The sequence below is a fragment of the Streptococcus oralis genome (assembly GCF_003942875.1).
Lineage (GTDB): Bacteria > Bacillota > Bacilli > Lactobacillales > Streptococcaceae > Streptococcus > Streptococcus oralis_BX.
Genome location: NZ_RMVK01000001.1, coordinates 34,308 through 53,976 on the forward strand (window position 1 = coordinate 34,308; position 19,669 = coordinate 53,976).

Below are 19,669 nucleotides of genomic sequence, written 5' to 3' on the forward strand. Positions count from 1 at the left end.
CTTATACCAATTTATCTAAGAAACTTTCCCCAATCATGGCAGTTTCCACACCAAAGTTATCCGCAACTGTCGCTGAGATATCTGCAAAATGTCCAACTGGAATGACACCATTTCCTTTAAAAGCAGGGCTGTAGGCCAAAAGTGGAATATATTCACGAGTATGGTCTGTTCCTGCATAGGTTGGGTCATTTCCATGGTCCGCAGTGATCAAGAGAAGATCATTTTCTCTCATAGCTGCGATAATTTCAGGTAAGCGTTCATCGAACTCATGTAAGCAATCACGGTAACCATGAGCATTGCGACGGTGGCCATATAGTGCATCGAAGTCTACCAAGTTAGTAAAGGAGAATCCTTTTTCAAACTCAGCAAGTCCCATGGTCTTCAATAATGTATCAATTCCGTGGCTGTTTGACTTGTTGTGGCCCATGTCATGATTGATACCAGCGCCGTTAAAGATATCGTTGATTTTTCCAACAGCGTAAGTATCGATACCAGCCTCGTTCAATTTATCCAAAACAGTTGGTGCAAATGGAGATACAGCCAAGTCACGACGGTTTGCTGTTCGAATGAAGTTACCTGGTTCACCTACATATGGACGGGCAATGATACGACCTAGAAGGGCAGGACGCTCAAGGGTAATCGAACGCGCGTATTCACAAATACGGTACAATTCATCCAAAGGAATGATATCTTCATGGGCAGCAATCTGCAAAACAGGGTCAGCTGAAGTATAGATAATCAACTCCCCAGTTTCCATTTGACGTGGCCCAAAATCGTCAATAACAGCTGTACCTGAGTAAGGTTTGTTGGCTTCACGAATGACCTTGCGTCCGGAAAACTCTTCGATCTTTGTCAAGATTTCTTCTGGGAATCCGTTCCAGAAAGTATCGAAAGGCTCGGTAATGTTGAGTCCCATGATTTCCCAGTGTCCAGTCATGGTATCCTTACCAAGAGATACTTCTTCCAATTTTGTCACATATCCTGTTGGATTGCTTTCAGCTGGTACAGTCTTCAGAGGCGTTTCGCGAGGAATATTTCCTAGACCGATTTTAGCCATGTTTGGCACATTCAAACCAACTGTTTTTGAAATGTGACCCAGTGTGTCAGAAGATCCATCTGGAACCCCTGCATTGACAAAGTTATTAGCATCTGGTGCAGCACCGATTCCCACAGAATCCAGTACCACCAAGTGAATTCGATTAAATTTTGACATAGTCTGTCTCCTTATTATGTTGATTAGTTTGCTTTTGTTGAAGTTAAAATCTGAACACCATCTCGTCCAGCAACGATGACCTTATCCACCATTTGGTTGAACAAGCCATGCTCTACGACACCAACGATATGGTCCAATTCTTGCCCAAAGGCAATCGGATCTTCAATGACATCCAAGGCTAGGTCAATGATAAAGTTACGCATATCGGTCACAAAACGTTGGCCGTCTTTTTCACGGAAACTTGGTTTGTAGCCAGCTCGCTCAAATCGACGAAAGACCTGTTCTGCACCATACTGAACCACTTCTACTGGTAATTTAAAAGCACCTAGTTTCTCTACCAGTTTGCTTTCATCTACCACCCAAATATATTCTTTTGAGGGCGTTGCGACAACCTTCTCCATCAGAAGGGCACCACCACCGCCTTTGATCCCGTTGAACTGGCTATCTACTTCATCCGCCCCGTCAACCGTCACATCGACAAAGTCCACCTGATCAATCGACTTGATCGGGATATTAAGACCTTCGGCCTGTTTACTGGTCACACTGGAAGTTGTCACAGCAGTAATCTGCAAACCTTCTTCCTTAATCCGACGACCGATTTCTTCTACGAAATAGTAGGCAGTTGATCCAGTACCGAGTCCAACTACCATGCCATCCTTGACAAACTCAGCAGCCTTGTTACCTGCCATCTTTTTCAGATTCTCCACTTAAACACCTCCATTAAAGAGCTATTTTTATTATAACATGTATCCGTTTTTATTTCATGGATACACTGGAAAAACCCGAACATTTTTATTTCGGGTTTTGGTGTCCTATTTAACCATATCAGGATCGTAATCATAGAATCCAGTATCGAGAAAACGGTTTTTAGGGTGTAACTTGCGCACTTCCTCATCTAACAAGAAGGCTTGATCATGGCTGAAATTCCCCTCTTGGATCAAGCCACGCGCTTGAATAAAAAGTTTAGCAATTTCTACAAAATTCTGACCAGGTGTGTAAAGCCCCTCTAGCTTCCAGTGAGTGAAACCATGTTCTACTAATTCTGTCAATTTGGTCATCAAATCAAGGTCGTTATTTGCAAAGATGTGGGTACCATGATTGTCTTCAAAGATGGAATAATGGCTCTCTGGGTCACTTGGTTCAGCCAAGAAGAGGTCACGTTTACGCGTTTTTTCATCATCGATATGCGTAAAGTTATAGTAGTTTTGCAAAAGTGGTCGCTTAGAATGGTGAATGACACTAGCTCCATAAACCAACACTTCAGCAGGAATTTCCAAAATCTCAGGCATCTTGAAGAGTTCAGCAGATGGAATTTCACGCGCCAAAACCGCCTCAGAGGCCCCTGCCTTTTGACCCCAGAAGTTAATCTGACGACTACTTGTTACCATGGTTGAAGCATCGTAGATAGTCTTGAAGGAATAGCCATCACGATTGACCACGTAAAAGACACCTGCATCCCCAACAGTAATATAGTCTGTCTTGATTTCTTCCAAGAAGTCTAGGAAGGGCTTGATACGGTCCATCATATCTTGGTGCATGAGGGCGTTGACTGCAACGATCAATTCCTTGCCTGCTTCATGAACCAACTTAGCAATCTCACGCAATTGGTCATAACTAAAGGTTGTTGGCAGACGAAGGCCAAAATCTTTCTCACCAACGTAGATACGGTCTACGCCAGCTTCTAGTAACTGTTCAACTTGTTCAATACTTTCAGCAGTTGCTGTAATGATAATCTTTTCCATAAGAAAAATTATACCACATTTCTCAAAAATCAGCTATGGGTACTGAGAGTTTCACAAAAAGTTAAACTTGTTTCTATCTTTCCCAATCAAAAAGTGAACAGTAACTTGTACCATTCACTCTATTTTATGCATGTGTTTCTTCAACTAGGTGGCCATCGTTCATGACATAAATACGATCAACCTTATCAAGAAGGCGAGTATCATGCGTAATCATAACAACTCCTCTACCTTGTTCATGGGCAATGGCAGCTAGCATCTCCGTTACTTGGTAAGCACGCTCGGTGTCAAGACTGGCTGTCGGCTCATCTGCAAGAACGATACTCGGATTGTTATAAAGCGCTCTAGCAATCGCGGCACGTTGACGTTCGCCACCCGATAGAGCCTTGGGATACTGATCCTGGACCTTTTCCAAATCCAACAAGTCAAATAGCTCTTTTCGGTCACTTTTACTATTTTTTCCCTTATCCAGTCTGTCTATCAAGTCAAGCTGTTCCTTGACCGTTAGAAACGGAATTAGGTTTGAAGCCTGGAGAATGAAACCAAACTCTCTAAAACGGAGATCTGTTTTTTCCTTCTCCGTCAAACTGCCTGTTTTCTTCCCTTTGACTAGAATCTTTCCACTCGATGCTTCCTGAAGTTGTCCTAGAGTCGTTAGAAAGGTTGTCTTTCCAGAGCCAGAAGGCCCAACAATAGCTACGAACTCTCCCGCATTTAGCTGAAAATTCGTCTCATGTAGGGCAACGACTTTCATCTTTCCTTCCCCGTAGGTTTTTGTCACTTGAGTCATTTCAATCAATGCTGTCATACTATTCTCCTTATCATTCTGCAATTGCAGTAATCGGGTCCACCTTTAGCAAGCGTGGAAGTGAAATGACACCACCTAAAAGGGCCATCAAGGAAATTACCAAGCTTAGGACAGAGTAGGCAATCCAACTTGGATAGAAAAAGAAGGTAGCTGGTAAGACTAAAATCACTCCTCCGATTGCCAGCAAGGCTAAAGCAATCCCCATACCAGCTAGGAGGAAGATTTGACAGAATAGAGACCATACAATGGTTTTGATCTGTATCCCTTGAGCCCGCATTATTCCATAAAGTCCTAGTTTTTGGATGGTAATGATATAAACAAAAATACCCACAATCAAGCCTGTGATGACAATCATAGCGAGAATCATCCCTGAAAATACGTTAACCTGAGGTGTGTAACCAGGGATTTTAGATATCATTTTTGGAATGGAAATCTGTTTCAGTCCATCGCCGACCACTTCTATGTCATTTTTCAATACCAAGGCAGAGATGGAACGATTGGCTTTCAAGGTTCCTTGTAAGGTCCAATAAGTTGTCAGACTCGCAAAGACAACAGGCTCAGTGAAAAATTTATTTCCTTGAGTCAGGCCTACAATCTTGTAACTTGCCTCGCTTCCATTGAGCTGAATGGCATCACCTAGCTTAATTCCATAATTTTTAAAGGACTGATCCACGATAACCTCATCATCCCCTTCAGGGTAACGACCCTCCGTCAAACTAGGTGAGATAAAAGAGTCCCAGTTTTGAGCAAAGATGGAAACATTAACCTTTTCACTACCATCGACTAGATTGGTTACAGCGAACATATAGCCCAATGGAGCAGCCTCTTCAGAACTCTTATCCTTGTAGTCTTTTTCAGGAATAAAAGATGCCGTCAAATTATCATTTGCGTAGTCAGATAAAACCACACCCGTCGCTTGCCAATTATCAATAGCTGCCCGGTTGTTTCGCACAAGACCAAGAGCTAGACTGGTCATAAAAAAGACCATAAAAGCGATAAGAAAAATGGTAGTTAGAATCAAACTATATCGAAGTTTGTTTCGTAATATTTCTTTGATAGCAAGATACATGCTTATCTCCTTTTACTTTCCCCAGAGGTAGCAAAAAGCCACCCAGTCCAATAGACAGAATCTCTGTCCTTCCATCCATTCAAAACAACTCCTACCTATTCTTTTAAAATGAATCAAGGTAGCAACTCAACAAATCATCTTAGGAAAAAGCCTCAACTTGCTATCAATTTATATAAGTTATCCTTTCCTTTCTCAGTATATTTATAAAAGAGTAGGTCTGGTCATCTGTTTCAAGTGTAACATCCATGCTATCACTTTCCCTAGCGGGTGTCAAGAAGAGCGACTTAGATAATGATAAGAGACTTTAGTAGTTTTGTAACCATTCTGTAATAATTCTCTGCATAAAAAATGATAAAATAGTTATGTACTGTTAAGGAGAGAATCATGCCCGCAAGAAAACTAGAAGCTTATGAGTTTGAACAAATTCCCGAATCGAAACAAACTCCGCTTTATCAAGATTATACACCAGAAGCCCCTATCGGCTCTAACCTAAAAGAAATTTTATTTTTTGTAAATATTGCTTGTTTTTGTATTTTTATGGTGCTTTTTAGCTTTATCTTTTTAGCTATAAAATTAAATACAGCTTTATCCTTTATCGCTGCAATGGGTCTTAGTTTCGCCCTTTTACAACTTCAACGAAAGATAATGAAACGAAAATTTTCAAAATAAAGGTTGGTACTACTACCAACCTTTTTTCTGGTTATCGAAAAAGACAGTTTTTAAAACTGCCTTTTTTATTTATTCCTACGTTTCAAAGGAGATTGAATTGCGATTTTAACTTCAAAAATTGTTCCTCTAGGTTTGTTATCTTTGACGCTAATCGTTCCTCGTAAGGCATCTACGATTTGCTTAGCCAAAGATAGCCCAAGGCCAAAGCCACCCTTCTGACGAGTTCTCGCCTTGTCTACACGGTAAAATCGGTCAAAGATTTTCTTCTTGTCAGCAGCTGAGATTCCAATTCCGTTATCTGTTACTGTCAGATAGAGGTGACGATCTGTAGCATGAACTACAAACTCAATTTTCCCATCTTCTTCGGTATACTTGATGGCATTGTCAAATAAGATGGTCATGAGCTGTTTTAGGAGCAACTGATCGGTCATGAAGGGACGATAAATCCGATTTTCATACTCAAAAATACGATCATTTTCAGAAGCAATCAACTCATAGTTAGCAAAGGTTGTCTTAAAGAACTGTGGTGATACTTCTGCTATTTCAGGCTTGATTCCATCATCTCGACGTGCAAGGTTGAGAAGATTAGTTGTAAGGAAACGCATGTTGCGAACTTCTTCGAGGCTAGAAGCAATGCTTTCGCTGGATTCCATGATCGTCGCTTCTGGTTTTCGAAAGAGAGTCTCTAAACGATTTTGTAAAACGGCCAAAGGTGTTCTCAGTTCGTGGCTTGCATTTTCAACAAAGGACTTCTGCTTTTGCATACTTTCCAGTAAGGGTTTGACACTGACACGTGCCAGATAAACACTGGCAATTAACGACAGGAGCCAGAAACTAGCCATGACTACAACAATTAAATGCTCGTGGTTTTGGCTGATTTGCTCGAGCTGGCTGGTATTGATTAAAACCGCCGCATATTTGACATTGCTTGAAACAGTGGACGAATTTGTTTCCATCAAGATCATTCGGTAGGTTTCTTCCTGACCGTAGCTATTGACAACTTGGATTTGCCGAATGTGATTCAACTCTTTTTTGTCCAGCTTGATCTTGTCCAAGCCTAAAAAACGATTGCCCAGTAAGAGTTGGTTAAAATCCTTGTCAAAGAGCAAGACTTCCGTATTGGAGCTGACATTGGGTTTGATTTCAGCCTTGCTGGCATCCGCTGTTGCTGGTTGAATATCTTTGACTTCTTCGGTTGCCCGATTCAGGGCTAACTGGATAACCGCTTGGGGACTACTACTAAGGGCTTGGAGTTTTTCATCTACAGAAGTATAGAGACTCGAGTGCATGACCTGGAGGATAATCAAGGTCATAGCAGAGAAGATTAGTGTGAACACTCCAAAGTTTCGAATGAAATAGCTGAAATCATCCGCATACCATGTTTTTTTTAGTTTATTGAACATCTTTTAAAATATACCCGACACTACGCAAGGTTTGAAGATTCTCAGCAAAGGCTGTCCCCTTCAATTTCTTACGAACTTTTGAGACATAGACTTCTACAACGGAAATCGTCGTATCGCTATCAAATCCCCATAGACGGTCAAAAATTTGTGTCTTAGGAAGAATAACATTTTGATTTTGAAGGAAATAAACCAATAACTCAAACTCTTTTCCGAGTAGTTCCACAGGCGTGTCTTCCACCTTCACTTCATTCGTTGAAAGGTTGACGACAATATCTCCATAGGTCAAGGTGTTTTCGTTAAACTTACCTGAACGCTTGAGAAGGGCTTGGATCCGCATTTTGAGTTCTTCTAGATAGAAAGGTTTGGTAAGGTAGTCATCCGCACCCAACTCAAAACCATGTCCCTTGTCATCCAAACTTTCCTTAGCGGTCATGATAAGGACTGGTGTCGTAATTCCTTTTTCGCGCAGCTCTTTCAAGACTTGGAAGCCATTTTTTTCAGGTAACATCAGGTCAAGCAAAATCAAGTCATAAACGCCACTTTCTGCTTCGTAGAGACCTTCTTCTCCATCAAAAACCTGCATGACATCTGCAAAATCATCCAAAAAGTCAAATACTGAGTTTGACAGGCCTAGGTCATCTTCTACTAATAAGATTTTTATCATCAGAAACTCCTCCTTGTTATGATTATTATACCAAAATTGCCTTAAAAAAAACTCAACTCTCTCTTCTTTTCAGATAGAAAGTTGAGTTTTTGTTTACATTTTGAACGAATTAAGCTTTAGCATATTGGGCTACAACAGCTTCTACTGCTGCTTTTTCACGCTTAATCAAATCAACACGAGCTGCGATATCTTTGATCCCCATACGAATGTTACGGCTAAGAGCAAGGTCAGAGAGCTGTGGCTCAAAGAATTCCTTGTACTCTGCCAAGCGTTGTTCTGTTTTAAAGATATGTGATGGGAAGATGACAAAGCTGTCAAAGCTCATGTCTCCACCAAGAGCCGCCTTGATCCAATCCCAGTTTTCACGCGCCCAAACCCAAACAGTTTCTTGGGTAGCTTGGTGTCCTAGGAATTGGAGGTACCATGAAGAAAGGTCTTGTGGTTTCACCACAAATTTGTCCTTCCATGAACTAATCAAGGTTTGGATATTGTCAGCATCTGTACTGTAGGCTAGAGCAGCTGCCAACTGGCGTTTGAAGACCGCATCCGTCGCATGAGTGTAGAGGTCCAGATAAGTTGCGACCAAGTCCTTGGTCTCATGGTGTTTCATCTCATTGATGAGAACTTGTGCACGGATAGCTGCTGGAAGTCCTGCAAGCTGATCCTTGTGATCTTCGAAGATTTGGCTAGCGACTTGGCTAGCTTCTGCATCATTTGAGCGAATCATCATAGAAATGGTCAGCTGACGAACCAATTCATCCTCATCTGATTCTCCGTCTTTGGCTTCAAAACCAAGACGGTCATAGTTATGACGAGCTAATTTAGCAACGAGTGTATTAAAGGCTTTCTCAGTCTCTGTTCCTTCATCGATAAAGCGCTCAAGGGCAGAAATCACTTGAGAAACAGCTGAAACCACAAGGTAAGACTCTTCCTTAGCAAGTTTATCAAGGACTGGGAGCAAGTCTGCATAAGAAATGTGCCCTGCTTCAGCCAACAAACGACGTTCTTGAACGATTTGCAGTTTGCTTGTGTTATCAAGTGTCTCTAACTCAGCAAGAACAGCTTCTAACAAGTCTCCTTGATAGTCGGTAATATAGTGGGCAGTATTTTCAGTGTTGAGACGAAGAGCTCCTTCATTTTCAGCAAGAAGAGCGGCGTAGCCAGGAATTTCGATACTTTCAGTTTCAAGTGTATCTGGCAAGCCCTTCCAGTTGCTGTTCAGTGGTACAACCCAGAGACGGTTCTTGTCTTCGTGCTCACCGATAAAGAATTGTTTTTGTGAAATCTTCAAGACATCATTTTCAACTTTGACAGTGAGAACTGGATAACCAGGTTGCTCCAACCAAGAATCCATGAAAGCTGCAACATCTCGTCCTGATGCCTGACCAAGGGCATTCCAAAGGTCACGACCAATGGTGTTGCTGTACTGGTGCTTTTCAAAGTAAGCATGCAAGCCTTTAGCGAAATCAGCATCACCGAGCCAACGGCGAAGCATATGCATGAGACGGCTTCCTTTAGCATAGACGATAGCTCCATCAAAGAGGGTATTGATTTCGTCTGGGTGTTTAACTTCAACGTGAACAGACTGAACGCCATCCGTCGCATCGCGTTTAAGCGCCGCTGGAACACCGCCTGTTTGGAAGTCTTCAAAGATATTCCAACTTGGCTCGATGGCATCCACACAGACGTATTCCATCATGTTAGCGAAGCTTTCATTAAGCCAAAGGTCATCCCACCATTTCATAGTCACGAGGTTCCCAAACCATTGGTGGGCCAACTCATGTGCTACAACTAGGGCAACTTGTTGACGGCTAGCAAAGGTTGAGTTCTCATCTACAACCAAGTAAACTTCACGGTAGGTCACAAGACCCCAGTTTTCCATAGCACCAGCTGAGAAGTCAGGCAGGGCGATGTGAAGTGATTGAGGAATTGGGTACTTAACTCCATAGTAATCTTCGTAAAACTCGATTGAGCGAACAGCGATGTCTAATGAGAAATCAAGGTTAGATAGTGGATGGGCTTTGGTTGAGTAAACACCTACGAGGGTACCGTTTTTAGTTTTAGCCGTTACCCCTTGCAAATCACCTGCAACAAAAGCTAATAAGTAAGAAGACATGCGAGGTGTTGTCGCAAACTTCCAGATGCCTGATTCCTTGCGTTTTTCCACATCAATTTCTGGCATGTTTGACAAGGCCACTTCACCTTCTGCCTGGTCAAAACGAAGGGCGAGGTCAAAAGTAGCCTTGGCTTCAGGCTCATCCACACATGGGAAGGCTTCACGCGCAAAATGGCTTTCAAACTGAGTAGACAAGACTTCCTTCTTGATACCATCAACTGTGTAGTAAGAAGGGTAAATCCCTGTCATATTGTCTGTGATTTTTCCTAAAAAGGCGATGACCAATTCAACTTGACCAGCCTCAGCCAATTCGATATGAAGGGCTTCATTGTCATGGTCAACTGTAAATGGACGAGCTTGACCTGCAACTTCTACAGAAGCGATTTCCAAGTCTTTTTGGTGGAGGGAAATACGGTCACTCTGAGCTTGACCAGTGATGGTCACCTTCCCAGAAAAGGTCTTGGTCTCACGACTCAAGTCTAAAAATAAATCATAGTGTTCAGGAACAAATTGGGTAATAAAATGTTCAACAGCTTGCATAGTTTTCTCCTATTCTAAGTTTAAGAGTTTTACTCTTCTTCAAACAAACTTATTATATCATGTTTTGCTTTAGAAAAAAGGATTGGACGGTAATTTCCAAAACTTTCTTCCTTCTACAGTCTACAGTGGGTAGACCTTGCGAAATTCTTCTAGAACGACCTTGCTGTCAGGTGTAAAAGTCAGTCCTGCCTCTCTCAGCCACTCGGTGAAACAGTCTTCATGGACCTGGCGCCAATAGTCCAAAGATTTATCCCCCTCACCTTCATTGTAGGCATGGTCAGCAGAAACTTGATGAAAAGTCTGAACGGAAACCTTGGTAATTTCGACAATGCAGACAGCCTGATTTTGACTGTCTAAAATGACATCGAAGGTACCTTCTCGCGGAAGAGGTTCGTCCTCTATTGCGTAGAGGTCGTAGGCTGAGGCGGTTGCTGTCTTTTCGCCTTTTAAAACCAAATCTGCCAAGAGATCGGCTTCCACTCCAAAAGCCCAGGCATCTATCTCATCTCCAATCGAGGGGTTAATTTGCTTATACGCATTCCACATTTCTTGCGGTGTCATGGGTTGCTCCTTTGTAATTTTTTACTTACTTCTTTTACACGTTTGAGGTGGTCTGGATAATCAATCTCTAAATCAAAAATCTCTGGGATAGAACTGTAGTGGATAATACACTTGATACCCATCTGATTCATTTTTTGTATGAAAGAAGCATTCAGATAGCCTGCTACAGCAAAGTCAATCTTTTTTATCCTTGCTTTATCCTGCATATCTCTTAGCATATCTAACATTATTGGACTTTCCATATCATGCCATTGACTGTTTCTCACAGTCGCAAAAACAAAAGAAGTCAAATCATTCATTCCAACTATAATCTTTGAAATACCCGTTTCCAGTATCCTGTCCAAGTCAAAATAAGCTGACGGCAATTCAATCATTGTGCCGACTTTTCCAGTAAAACCATGCTCACGCAATACTCTAATAGCTTGCTTTAACTGCTCAGAATTATTGACAAAAGGAAAAATAACAGACAGATTGGGATTTGTTTGATAAACTTCTGTAACGACATGTGCCTCAGCCTGAAATTCATCTGGACACGCCAATAAACGCCTAGTCCCTCTATATCAAAATAATGGGTGGCGTTCGTCAAAATACTCTTTAGTCCCGTCTAGACTATTTGCTTCTGCATTTGTTAACTCTGAAAAGCGATACCAGACTTCTTCATCTGAGTACAAGGAGCAAATGGTATCTAGATAATCTCTTATAGATTGCTGACAACTTGGTAATAGGATATTTTGATTGAGCTCTCTCAACAAATATTCGCCTCTAATCATACCTACGTGGTACAATAACTGAGGATAAACTTTTTCGTCAAGTTTTTCGCCACTAAGGACAAGTTGGTTTCTCATCATTCACCTTCCAATTCATGTAAGAAGTCTTGTCCAGCTCTGGAAATCCTAATAATTCAGACTTGACCTTCAAGACTAATGGTGACGCATTTGCTTCTGTGATTTTTTGAATATCCATCCAAATATAACCAAGTGAATCATTCCCACCATCAGGCACAGCTTCCGAAATCGTAACTTGAGGTACAATCTCATTCATTTCAACATCATACAAGGCCATGATATGTTGAACCATAAAATTTTTTAACTCTTCCCTGACGAAAACATCGTAGATTCGAGGATTAGAGTAGCTTCTAACAGTATATCCCGTCTCTTCCATAACTTCTCTAATCAGCGTTTCCGTCAATCCTTCCCCAAGTTGCTGACTACCACCGGGTAAATCATAACGATGTTGATATGGACCTCTCGTTTTCTCAATGCAGAGTAACTTCTCATTTTCAAAGCAAATGCCATAGACACCAAAGTGTTTTTTGATTTCCATCCAACTCCTCCTACTTCAAAGACCAGCCACCATCTATTGTCAAGATTTGTCCTTGCATGGCGCTCGCTTTTCCACTTGCTAAGAAAAGGCTAAGGTCTGCTACTTCCTCTGGCTCAATCCAGCGCTTGATTGGCGTTTCACTAGCCACCCAGTCAGCCAATCCACCTGGTTCAAAGTCGGAAGCGGTCATAGCTGTCTTAACAGCTCCTGGAGCAATCCCAAAGACCTGAATACCAGCCTCAGCATAGTCTAGAGCCAACTGCTTGGTAAAGCCAGCTAAGGCGTGCTTAGACGAGGTATAGGCGTGACCACCTCCGCCAGCTAGACTTGAAGCAATCGAACACATATTGATAATGATCCCTTTTTTATTCTCTAGCATTTGCGTCAAATAATAGCGAGTCAACTCAACAGGAGTCACATAGTTGATTTCAAAAATCTCTTGAATTTCCTGGGCTGATTGTTCCAACAGTGGTTTGTATTCATCCAAAACTCCAGCAGTATTGCACAAAACATCCACATAAGGACACCAGTCAAAAATAGGCTCCAAGTCCAAGGTCAAATCTCTCTGTAAAAAATGAAAATCACCCTCTAAGAGTGGATTTTCACCTTGGTCCACACCATAAACTTGATAACCCTTCTCTAAAAAGAGTCGAGCTTGAGCAAGTCCGATACCTGAACTCACTCCCGTAATCAATACACGTCTAGTCATGCACTTCTACCCAATCTGTCGCCAAAACATCACAAGGTGTCGGACTCCACATGGAAAAACCTTCTCCCTCCCCAGACACGTTGATTAGGAAATAGGGCGTCACTTCAAGTGCAATCCCGTTTTGCTCGATAGTGTCAAAAAGTTGGACATAGTTTTCTGCCCCTCCCCAACCAGCGCGTACATATTTTTTCTTGGCCTTTAATCCAGGCAGGATCTCTTCAAATGTCATGATGTTCTCCTTTAATGCTAAATTCTTCATTTAATTATAACAAAAAACCGTTTTCCAACGGCTTTTTGACTGTGATTTATTTAAATCTGCTTCTACTTACGGCAAATTATTCCCTGCTGCAAGATAAATTTCATACCATTCTTTTCTTGTTAAGCTAAAGTTTGCCGCTTGGCTAACTTCTCTCAAATGCTTAGGATTTGTTGTACCTACGACTGCCTGCATTTTTGCTGGATAACGCAATATCCAAGAAATGGCAATAGTTGAAGGGGTTACTCCATATTTAAAAGCTAGACGATCAAGTACTTGATTCAAAGCTTGAAATTTCTCATTACCAACAAAGTTCCCTTTAAAATACCCGAATTGTAAGACAGACCATGCTTGAATGACCACATCGTGTAATTTGCAATATTCAAAAACGCTGCCATCTCGCATAGTTGCTTGACTATCTTCCATATTAACATGAAAACCTGATTCGAATCCTGGAGTAAAAGCCGCACTCAATTGTAGCTGATTAACAGCTAACGGCTGCTTGACATCTTTTTTAAGCAACTCCATCATCATAGGATTTTGATTAGAAACTCCAAAATCTCGGACCTTACCTTGTTTATAAAGAAGATCAAAGGCTTCTGCTACTTGGTCAGATTCCATCAAAGCATCTGGTCGATGAAGAAGCAAGCTATCTAGATGATCAATCTTCAATCTTTGCAAAATTCCGTCGACTGATTTTATAATATAGTCCTTAGAAAAATCAAAATAGGTAAATTCTTCAATGCGAATGCCACATTTGGACTGAATCCACATCTTTTCTCTTAAATCTGGACGATTTTTTAGGACAATACCTAACAGTTCTTCACAACGACCACGACCATAAATATCAGCCAAGTCAAAAGCATTGATTCCAACAGAAAGTGCTGTTTCCACAAGCTCTTCAACTTCTTTTACAGACTTATCTTTTATTCTCATCATTCCGAGAACAATTTCTGATAATTCTTTGTCATCTTGACCAAGAGTTATGTATCTCATCAAATTTTTCTCCTTCAATTCTAAATTCTTCATTTAATTATAACAAAAAACCGTTTTCCAACGGCTTTTTGACTGTATATCTACTAAATTCATCCTACCACTGCAATCCGGCTTCTCTGATTTCTTTCTTGGAAGCAAATTTACCATTTGGTCTGTGCCATCTTCCGTTTTTATCTCTAAAGTAGCCACCTGAATTTGTTGATTGCGAGTTTGATTCCTGGCTTTCTTCCTGTTCTTGTGCGGCTTGACGAGCTTTTTCCTGCTCTTCTTCTTTTGCTTTCTTTTCAGCTGCTTCTTTTTCTTCAGCCTCTTTCTTGGCTTTTTCCTCAGCTTCCTTCTTAGCCTTTTCTTCAGCTTCTTTTTTAGCTTTTTCTTCTTTGTTTTCAACTGTATTTTTAGCCGTACCGTCCAAGTAATTGATTTCAGCATTAGCTGAAACATTGTCTAAAACGACATGCGTCACTGAATACTGATCAACCTTTTCTTTACTACCACCCAACTTGATCTCCAAGAGTTTGCCATTTTCATCTATTCCCACATACTGCAATTCAATTTGTCTCGGAATTAATTCATCTTTCTGATAGATTGGGGTTACCTTGTAGTCAAGATAGTAGTTGGGGTGATTGGCCAACCAAGAGTCCAATCGATTTTCATAATAAAGCATGCTACTTTGGTTTTGGTCATCTGTTCCAGAATAATTTCCAGCATTGAGCCAGTTAGTCATAGGAACCAAGTTTTTCTTTTCATCATTTAATCCACTAAACTGGTACCCAACCAAATGACCACGACTCATCAACCAAGCTTCTTTTTTACCATCACCATAAAAGAATTTATAATTGTGCCATCCAACCGGATCATAAGTCAACTTGGACTCTCTCTTCTCAGTTGGCTCATCACTGTCCTTAAGTTGAATATGAGCACCCGTTGCGCGTGATTTAGAATCCAATTCCCCAAGTTCTAGTTGTTTCTCATTTTTAAAAGGCAAGAGTCCAGCTTCATTGAACAACTTTTCATCGAACTTAGCTTGCTTCTGTTCGACTTTTTCTTCTGGAACTGCTTGTTCTACCTTATGACCAGAACAAGCAACAAGTGTTGTTACTGAAAGTAAGGCAAGTGAAAAGGATAGCAACTTTTTCATAATAAACTCCTTTGTTTTGTATAATAACTATACTAATATCTCCTTCTACATTTTACTATCATTTTGCTAATTATTCAAGAATAAAAAAAACTGTTATTATACTATTTTTCTCACAGTGTCCAAAACAAAAACGATAACCACTTTTTCAGTAGTTACCGTTGATTTTTTTGATTAGTCTCTTCCACCAAGTCTACTATTGATGGTCATCATAATGCTGGCTATCTTCTCACCCCAGTATGGATCTGAAGCATAGCGAACATTCATTCCGGTCGCCTTGTTTCCAAGGTGGTCTCTGCCGTAGTCGATGTAATTCTCTCGAATCCACTTGGCCGCACCGAGAATTCCTTTGTCCACATTATCAAAGCTCTTGGCTGAGAGATAAGGGCTCGTATCATAAGCCGCAATACCAAAGAAGTTATTCTTATCTCTGGCAATTTGGCTGCGACCCCACGCACTTTCAAGGGCACTATGGGCCATCAAGTAAAGGGCATTGACACCGTAACGTTCCTCAGCCTCTTTGAAAGTCGCTCCTTTACCCGCTAGAGGACTATCCTGCAAGTTCATCATCGAATACAGTTTATCCAACTCAGCTGCACTATAATTACTTGGTTCTCTCAAGTTTTTAAAGAGGAAAGGATTTTTAATGGTAAAGCCATCAAAATGTTCCCCGTCAGTTGAGTAGTACTTCTTACCAATAACCATAGCAGATGTGTGTGGAGCTACTTTGATACTCGTGTAAGGAGAGAGTTCATGGTAGAGGAATTTCCCATCACTAGTATAATGAGGGATAAACTCGCTTCCTTCATCCACTGCTGTCAAATCACTTTGATTCATATAGCCAGACAAACCAGAAATCGAAACTGCAAGTCGGCCACCTTTTCGAGTCGAGCTATCCAGTGAGACAATGCTTCCTTGGTTAATGTAACTCAAGATTTCTCCAGATGCACTATAGACATAGGCAGTGATTGGTTTAACTTTGTAATATTTGGTTTTATCCGCAACATGCCATCTACCAGAAGCATCCAAGGTATGACCATCCACAGTTTCATTTTTTGCCATATAACCGCCTGATTTAAGGTAGTACCATGATTGGTCGGATGAATCGTAGATTAATTCTTTCTCAGCCATCTTTCCATTTGACTTGAGGTAGAACCAATTGTTCTTGTACCATACCCACTCACTCGCAGCCATATAACCACCAGATTTGAGATAGTAGTAACCATTATCCCAGAGCCATTCTTTATTGGCATAATTTCCATCAGAGTTGATATAGAACCAAGAGTTATAATTCTTGTCAAAGAGCCAACCTTTGCCAGCTTTTGCTCCACTACTCGTCACATAACTGCGGTCAATCCAAGTTTCCGTAGAGAGGTAGCCGCCTGATTTGAAATGGTAATCCTTACCTTTGATGGTTTGCCAACCTTTTTCAGCATAGGTTCCGTCAGCTTTCAAGTAAAACCAAGAGTTATAATTCTTGTCAAAGAACCATTCCGATTTCAGTTTGGCTCCACTCTTCGCAACATAGAAACGATCAATCCAGCGCTCGGTAGAAAGATAGCCGCCTGATTTGAAATGGTAATCTTTTTCTTTGATCGTTTCCCAGCCTTTTTCAGCATAGGTTCCGTCAGCTTTCAAGTAAAACCAAGCATCATAATTCTTATCAAAGAGCCATTCCGATTTCAATTTAGCTCCACTCTTCGCAACATAGAAGCGATCAATCCAGCGCTCAGTTGAAAGATAACCGCCTGATTTGAAATGGTAGTCCTTCCCATCTATGGTTAACCAGCCATTTTCAGCATAGGTACCATCTTGTTGAAGGTAGAACCAACTGCTATAGTTGTCATCATAAATCCAGGTTTGTTCAACCTTATTACCATTTTCTGATATATAGTTCTTACCAAGCCAAGCATTTTTCAGCATTTTACCTTGTGAATTGATGTAGTACTGGTTCTCCCCTTGAGTGATCCACTCATCTTTGGCCATTTTCCCGTCTTCTTTAAGGTAATATTTTTCCTGACCTTGTTGAATCCATTCGTTTTTAGCTCTCTGACCATCAGATTTGAGATAATACCAGGATTCTTGTTCCTGATTAAATACCCACTGTTCCTTGGCTTTAGTACCACTTTCAGTCACATAGTACTGGCCAACCCACGTTTTTGTGGCTAATTTTCCGGTCTCGTTAAAATAGTAATCCTTACCAGCAACAGTCAGCCAGCCGTTCTCAGCACGATTTCCATCAGCTGTTAAATAAAACCAGGCCTGTTGCGTTTGATCATAGATCCATTGGTTGGTTGCTGGTTTCCCGTCTGCTTTGAGGTAGGTCTTTCCTTGCCACGTTCCCTCTTCTGCTTTTGCTGTCTCCACTACAGTAAAAAAACACCCCAATAAGCCAGCACTTACTAGGGCCACTTTCCATCGTTTCATTTAAATGCTCCAATAACGTTTTCTAATCCCTATTGTAACATAGTTAACCGACGGAAATATTACAAATTGATGAAGATTCTATTTCTTGTTGACGATAAGGAAGACCTAGCTTATCTCAGATTGGCTTTGACTTCCTTGCGTAGTTCTTCCAAACTGCTACTGCCATATTTGTCCATGACTTTTGGTAAATTTTCGATAATATCAGGACAGGCATATGGATTGGTAAAGTTAGCTGTTCCAACTCCGATGGCAGAGGCACCAGCTAGATACATTTCTAGCGCAGCTTCAGCCGAATCCACTCCTCCCATTCCAATGATGGGAAGGTCGGTTGTTTGGGCGACTTGGCGGATGAGTTTGAGGGCTACTGGAAAGACTGCTGGTCCAGACATTCCACCTGTTCCATTAGCTAGGATTGGTTTTCTTGTTTTGAGGTCAAAGCGCATACCGACTAGAGTATTGATCATGGTTAAGCCACTTGCTCCTGCATCTTCTGCGGCTTTAGCAATAGTGACAACATCCGTTACACTAGGGGTTAACTTAACATAAACTGGCACATCAGAGGCTTCCACAGCTGCTTTTACCACTTCGTAGGCCAAGTCAGGATCTTGCCCAATCAAAAGTCCATGATTACCGTGATCCACATTCGGACAAGAGATATTAAGCTCGATAGCTTTTACATTTGCAGCCTTAGAAATTCCTCGAGAAACGGCAGCGTACTCTTGTTTTGAAAAGCCTGCAACATTTGCGATGATGGGAAGCGTAGGATACTCTCTTTCCAGCCAAGGCAACTTTTCAGCTAAAACAGCTTCTAAACCCGGATTTTGCAAGCCGATTGCATTGAGCATACCAGCAGGCGTTTCTGCAACCCTGGGAGTAGGATTCCCAAAACGGGGTTCAAGTGTCGTTGCCTTGATCATAATTGATCCCAAAAGGTCCAAATCATAGTACTTGGCATATTCCTGACCAAAACCAAAACAGCCTGATGCTGGTATGATAGGATTTTTCAAATCCAAGCCCGGTAGAGAAACTTGTAAACGATTGGTAGTCATGACTTTCTCCTTATAATACAACTGTTCCTGTGCGGAAAACAGGGCCATCTTCACAGACACGTTGACTAATTGTCTCACTATCTGGCACTTTTAGGACACAGGCATAGCAAGCCCCCATCCCACAAGCCATACGAGATTCTAGAGATAGATAGGCTCTTGGGTGATCATAAAATCTTTGATTGATATACTTCATCATTCCAGGAGCCCCACATGAGTAAACAGCATCAAATTGAATGTCTAAGTCATTGATGACGACTGACACATTTCCCTTAATGCCATAAGAACCATCATCTGTTGTAACAAAAACCTGACCATATTGGGTCAATTCTGTTTCGAGAATAACAGCATCCTTGTTGGCAAAACCGAGGACTGTCACCACTTTCACCCCACGCGCATGCAATTCCTTGGCCACCTCAAGCAAGGGTGGAACACCGATTCCACCACCAACGAGGAGAACTTGGCTCTGATTGCCTAAATCAGACAAGTCAAAACCATTTCCCTGAGGTCCCATCACATCAAGAGTATCTCCCTGACTTAAGGTTGAAAAAATTGCGGTTCCAGCCCCCTCAATCCGATAAATGAGATGACACTGCTTGTTTGCCTTGTCAATAGACGAAATTGAAATAGGACGACGCAAGAGATGGGCATCATCAGGCACACGCAAGTGAAGAAATTGGCCTGCTCGCATGGCTTCAACCATTTCCCCTTCTAGGACTAATTCAAAGATTGCTGGCGCAATTTCCTCTTGTGCGACCACCTTCATGGTTTCCAAACGAATAGCACCCAAACGTTTCTTACATGTGGGATTCATGACTTTTCCTCCTTAAATTTAAGGGGACCAGATAAAGAAAAGACCTTGCTAATGCAAGGCCTCAGTTGGGTTAGGCTAGAACTCATGCGCACGCTTAAAAAGTCTCCACAGAGAGTCCCCTTATCCCTTTTATCTGACACCTTGTGAGTCTCTCTGGACTCCCCTTAAAGGTTAAATTTGT

At 41.4% G+C, this 19,669-nt stretch carries 18 protein-coding genes and 1 pseudogene; 1 reads left to right on the forward strand and 18 read right to left on the reverse strand.

Going from position 1 to position 19,669, the window contains the following annotated elements; all coding sequences use genetic code 11:
• Position 1: 1 nt before the first annotated feature.
• The 5 genes from D8844_RS00180 to D8844_RS00200 form a co-directional block, all read right to left on the reverse strand.
• Positions 2–1,213, reverse strand: a complete 1,212-nt coding sequence (locus tag D8844_RS00180; RefSeq protein ID WP_125420914.1) for a phosphopentomutase — start codon at positions 1,211–1,213, stop codon at positions 2–4.
• 23 nt (positions 1,214–1,236) lie between these two features.
• Positions 1,237–1,920, reverse strand: a complete 684-nt coding sequence (gene rpiA, locus D8844_RS00185; protein WP_125420917.1) for a ribose-5-phosphate isomerase RpiA — start codon at positions 1,918–1,920, stop codon at positions 1,237–1,239.
• 105 nt (positions 1,921–2,025) lie between these two features.
• Positions 2,026–2,955, reverse strand: a complete 930-nt coding sequence (locus tag D8844_RS00190) for a peptidase U32 family protein (protein WP_084918524.1) — start codon at positions 2,953–2,955, stop codon at positions 2,026–2,028.
• A gap of 124 nt (positions 2,956–3,079) precedes the next feature.
• Positions 3,080–3,760 carry an ABC transporter ATP-binding protein gene (locus D8844_RS00195; RefSeq protein WP_125420920.1) on the reverse strand — a complete coding sequence of 227 codons (681 nt, stop codon included), beginning with the start codon at positions 3,758–3,760 and terminating at the stop codon, positions 3,080–3,082.
• A gap of 13 nt (positions 3,761–3,773) precedes the next feature.
• The gene (locus D8844_RS00200) at positions 3,774–4,829 is read right to left on the reverse strand and encodes an ABC transporter permease (protein WP_125420923.1); all 1,056 of its coding nucleotides are present in this window, start codon (positions 4,827–4,829) and stop codon (positions 3,774–3,776) included.
• A 384-nt stretch (positions 4,830–5,213) separates the two neighbouring features.
• Between D8844_RS00200 and D8844_RS00205 the strand changes: the two genes are divergently transcribed.
• The gene (locus D8844_RS00205) at positions 5,214–5,498 is read left to right on the forward strand and encodes a DUF3270 domain-containing protein (RefSeq protein ID WP_125420926.1); all 285 of its coding nucleotides are present in this window, start codon (positions 5,214–5,216) and stop codon (positions 5,496–5,498) included.
• A gap of 65 nt (positions 5,499–5,563) precedes the next feature.
• Here the strand turns inward: D8844_RS00205 and D8844_RS00210 are convergent, their stop codons facing one another.
• The 13 genes and pseudogenes from D8844_RS00210 to D8844_RS00270 form a co-directional block, all read right to left on the reverse strand.
• A complete protein-coding gene (locus D8844_RS00210) occupies positions 5,564–6,901 on the reverse strand; it encodes a sensor histidine kinase (RefSeq protein ID WP_125420929.1) in 1,338 nt (445 codons plus the stop codon).
• Positions 6,891–7,565 (reverse strand): two-component system response regulator CiaR, encoded by a 675-nt coding sequence (ciaR, locus tag D8844_RS00215; protein ID WP_000590630.1) that lies wholly within the window; start codon positions 7,563–7,565, stop codon positions 6,891–6,893. Before ciaR ends, D8844_RS00210 begins: the two co-directional genes overlap by 11 nt.
• A 109-nt stretch (positions 7,566–7,674) precedes the next feature.
• The gene (locus D8844_RS00220) at positions 7,675–10,221 is read right to left on the reverse strand and encodes a M1 family metallopeptidase (protein ID WP_125420932.1); all 2,547 of its coding nucleotides are present in this window, start codon (positions 10,219–10,221) and stop codon (positions 7,675–7,677) included.
• A 120-nt stretch (positions 10,222–10,341) separates the two neighbouring features.
• Entirely contained in the window at positions 10,342–10,782 is a 441-nt protein-coding gene (locus D8844_RS00225) for an ASCH domain-containing protein (protein WP_125420935.1), read from the reverse strand.
• Positions 10,779–11,627: pseudogene (locus D8844_RS00230) on the reverse strand (putative PEP-binding protein). The gene D8844_RS00225 and the pseudogene D8844_RS00230 overlap by 4 nt, the downstream one beginning before the upstream one ends.
• Entirely contained in the window at positions 11,605–12,105 is a 501-nt protein-coding gene (locus D8844_RS00235; protein WP_125420938.1) for an NUDIX hydrolase, read from the reverse strand. Before D8844_RS00235 ends, D8844_RS00230 begins: the two are co-directional and overlap by 23 nt.
• A gap of 10 nt (positions 12,106–12,115) precedes the next feature.
• Positions 12,116–12,814 (reverse strand): 3-oxoacyl-ACP reductase, encoded by a 699-nt coding sequence (locus D8844_RS00240; RefSeq protein ID WP_125420941.1) that lies wholly within the window; start codon positions 12,812–12,814, stop codon positions 12,116–12,118.
• Positions 12,807–13,043: a DUF2829 domain-containing protein gene (locus tag D8844_RS00245; RefSeq protein WP_125420944.1), complete on the reverse strand. Its 237-nt coding sequence runs from the start codon at positions 13,041–13,043 to the stop codon at positions 12,807–12,809. The genes D8844_RS00240 and D8844_RS00245 overlap by 8 nt, the downstream gene beginning before the upstream one ends.
• Positions 13,044–13,139: 96 nt before the next feature.
• On the reverse strand, positions 13,140–14,066 hold the full coding sequence (locus D8844_RS00250; protein WP_001269449.1) for an aldo/keto reductase: 927 nt from the start codon (positions 14,064–14,066) through the stop codon (positions 13,140–13,142).
• Positions 14,067–14,160: 94 nt separating this feature from the next.
• Positions 14,161–15,204 carry a DNA/RNA non-specific endonuclease gene (locus D8844_RS00255; protein WP_125420947.1) on the reverse strand — a complete coding sequence of 348 codons (1,044 nt, stop codon included), beginning with the start codon at positions 15,202–15,204 and terminating at the stop codon, positions 14,161–14,163.
• 171 nt (positions 15,205–15,375) lie between these two features.
• Positions 15,376–17,628, reverse strand: a complete 2,253-nt coding sequence (locus tag D8844_RS00260) for a glucosaminidase domain-containing protein (RefSeq protein WP_125420950.1) — start codon at positions 17,626–17,628, stop codon at positions 15,376–15,378.
• Between the two features lie 110 nt (positions 17,629–17,738).
• Entirely contained in the window at positions 17,739–18,725 is a 987-nt protein-coding gene (locus D8844_RS00265) for a dihydroorotate dehydrogenase (RefSeq protein WP_185757653.1), read from the reverse strand.
• A complete protein-coding gene (locus D8844_RS00270; RefSeq protein WP_125420956.1) occupies positions 18,688–19,488 on the reverse strand; it encodes a dihydroorotate dehydrogenase electron transfer subunit in 801 nt (266 codons plus the stop codon). Before D8844_RS00270 ends, D8844_RS00265 begins: the two co-directional genes overlap by 38 nt.
• Between the last annotated feature and the right edge of the window lie 181 nt (positions 19,489–19,669).

What these genes read in the sequence shown, in the direction of transcription:
- D8844_RS00180 (WP_125420914.1), bottom strand. Translation starts at nt 1,213, where the DNA reads ATGTCAAAATTTAATCGAATTCACTTGGTGGTACTGGATTCTGTGGGA.
- D8844_RS00210 (WP_125420929.1), bottom strand. Translation starts at nt 6,901, where the DNA reads ATGTTCAATAAACTAAAAAAAACATGGTATGCGGATGATTTCAGCTAT.
- D8844_RS00225 (WP_125420935.1), bottom strand. Translation starts at nt 10,782, where the DNA reads ATGACACCGCAAGAAATGTGGAATGCGTATAAGCAAATTAACCCCTCG.
- D8844_RS00260 (WP_125420950.1), bottom strand. Translation starts at nt 17,628, where the DNA reads ATGAAACGATGGAAAGTGGCCCTAGTAAGTGCTGGCTTATTGGGGTGT.
- D8844_RS00240 (WP_125420941.1), bottom strand. Translation starts at nt 12,814, where the DNA reads ATGACTAGACGTGTATTGATTACGGGAGTGAGTTCAGGTATCGGACTT.
- D8844_RS00200 (WP_125420923.1), bottom strand. Translation starts at nt 4,829, where the DNA reads ATGTATCTTGCTATCAAAGAAATATTACGAAACAAACTTCGATATAGT.
- D8844_RS00195 (WP_125420920.1), bottom strand. Translation starts at nt 3,760, where the DNA reads ATGACAGCATTGATTGAAATGACTCAAGTGACAAAAACCTACGGGGAA.
- D8844_RS00255 (WP_125420947.1), bottom strand. Translation starts at nt 15,204, where the DNA reads ATGAAAAAGTTGCTATCCTTTTCACTTGCCTTACTTTCAGTAACAACA.
- D8844_RS00190 (WP_084918524.1), bottom strand. Translation starts at nt 2,955, where the DNA reads ATGGAAAAGATTATCATTACAGCAACTGCTGAAAGTATTGAACAAGTT.
- ciaR (WP_000590630.1), bottom strand. Translation starts at nt 7,565, where the DNA reads ATGATAAAAATCTTATTAGTAGAAGATGACCTAGGCCTGTCAAACTCA.
- D8844_RS00265 (WP_185757653.1), bottom strand. Translation starts at nt 18,725, where the DNA reads ATGGCCCTGTTTTCCGCACAGGAACAGTTGTATTATAAGGAGAAAGTC.
- D8844_RS00245 (WP_125420944.1), bottom strand. Translation starts at nt 13,043, where the DNA reads ATGACATTTGAAGAGATCCTGCCTGGATTAAAGGCCAAGAAAAAATAT.
- D8844_RS00250 (WP_001269449.1), bottom strand. Translation starts at nt 14,066, where the DNA reads ATGAGATACATAACTCTTGGTCAAGATGACAAAGAATTATCAGAAATT.
- D8844_RS00220 (WP_125420932.1), bottom strand. Translation starts at nt 10,221, where the DNA reads ATGCAAGCTGTTGAACATTTTATTACCCAATTTGTTCCTGAACACTAT.
- D8844_RS00205 (WP_125420926.1), top strand. Translation starts at nt 5,214, where the DNA reads ATGCCCGCAAGAAAACTAGAAGCTTATGAGTTTGAACAAATTCCCGAA.
- D8844_RS00235 (WP_125420938.1), bottom strand. Translation starts at nt 12,105, where the DNA reads ATGGAAATCAAAAAACACTTTGGTGTCTATGGCATTTGCTTTGAAAAT.
- D8844_RS00270 (WP_125420956.1), bottom strand. Translation starts at nt 19,488, where the DNA reads ATGAATCCCACATGTAAGAAACGTTTGGGTGCTATTCGTTTGGAAACC.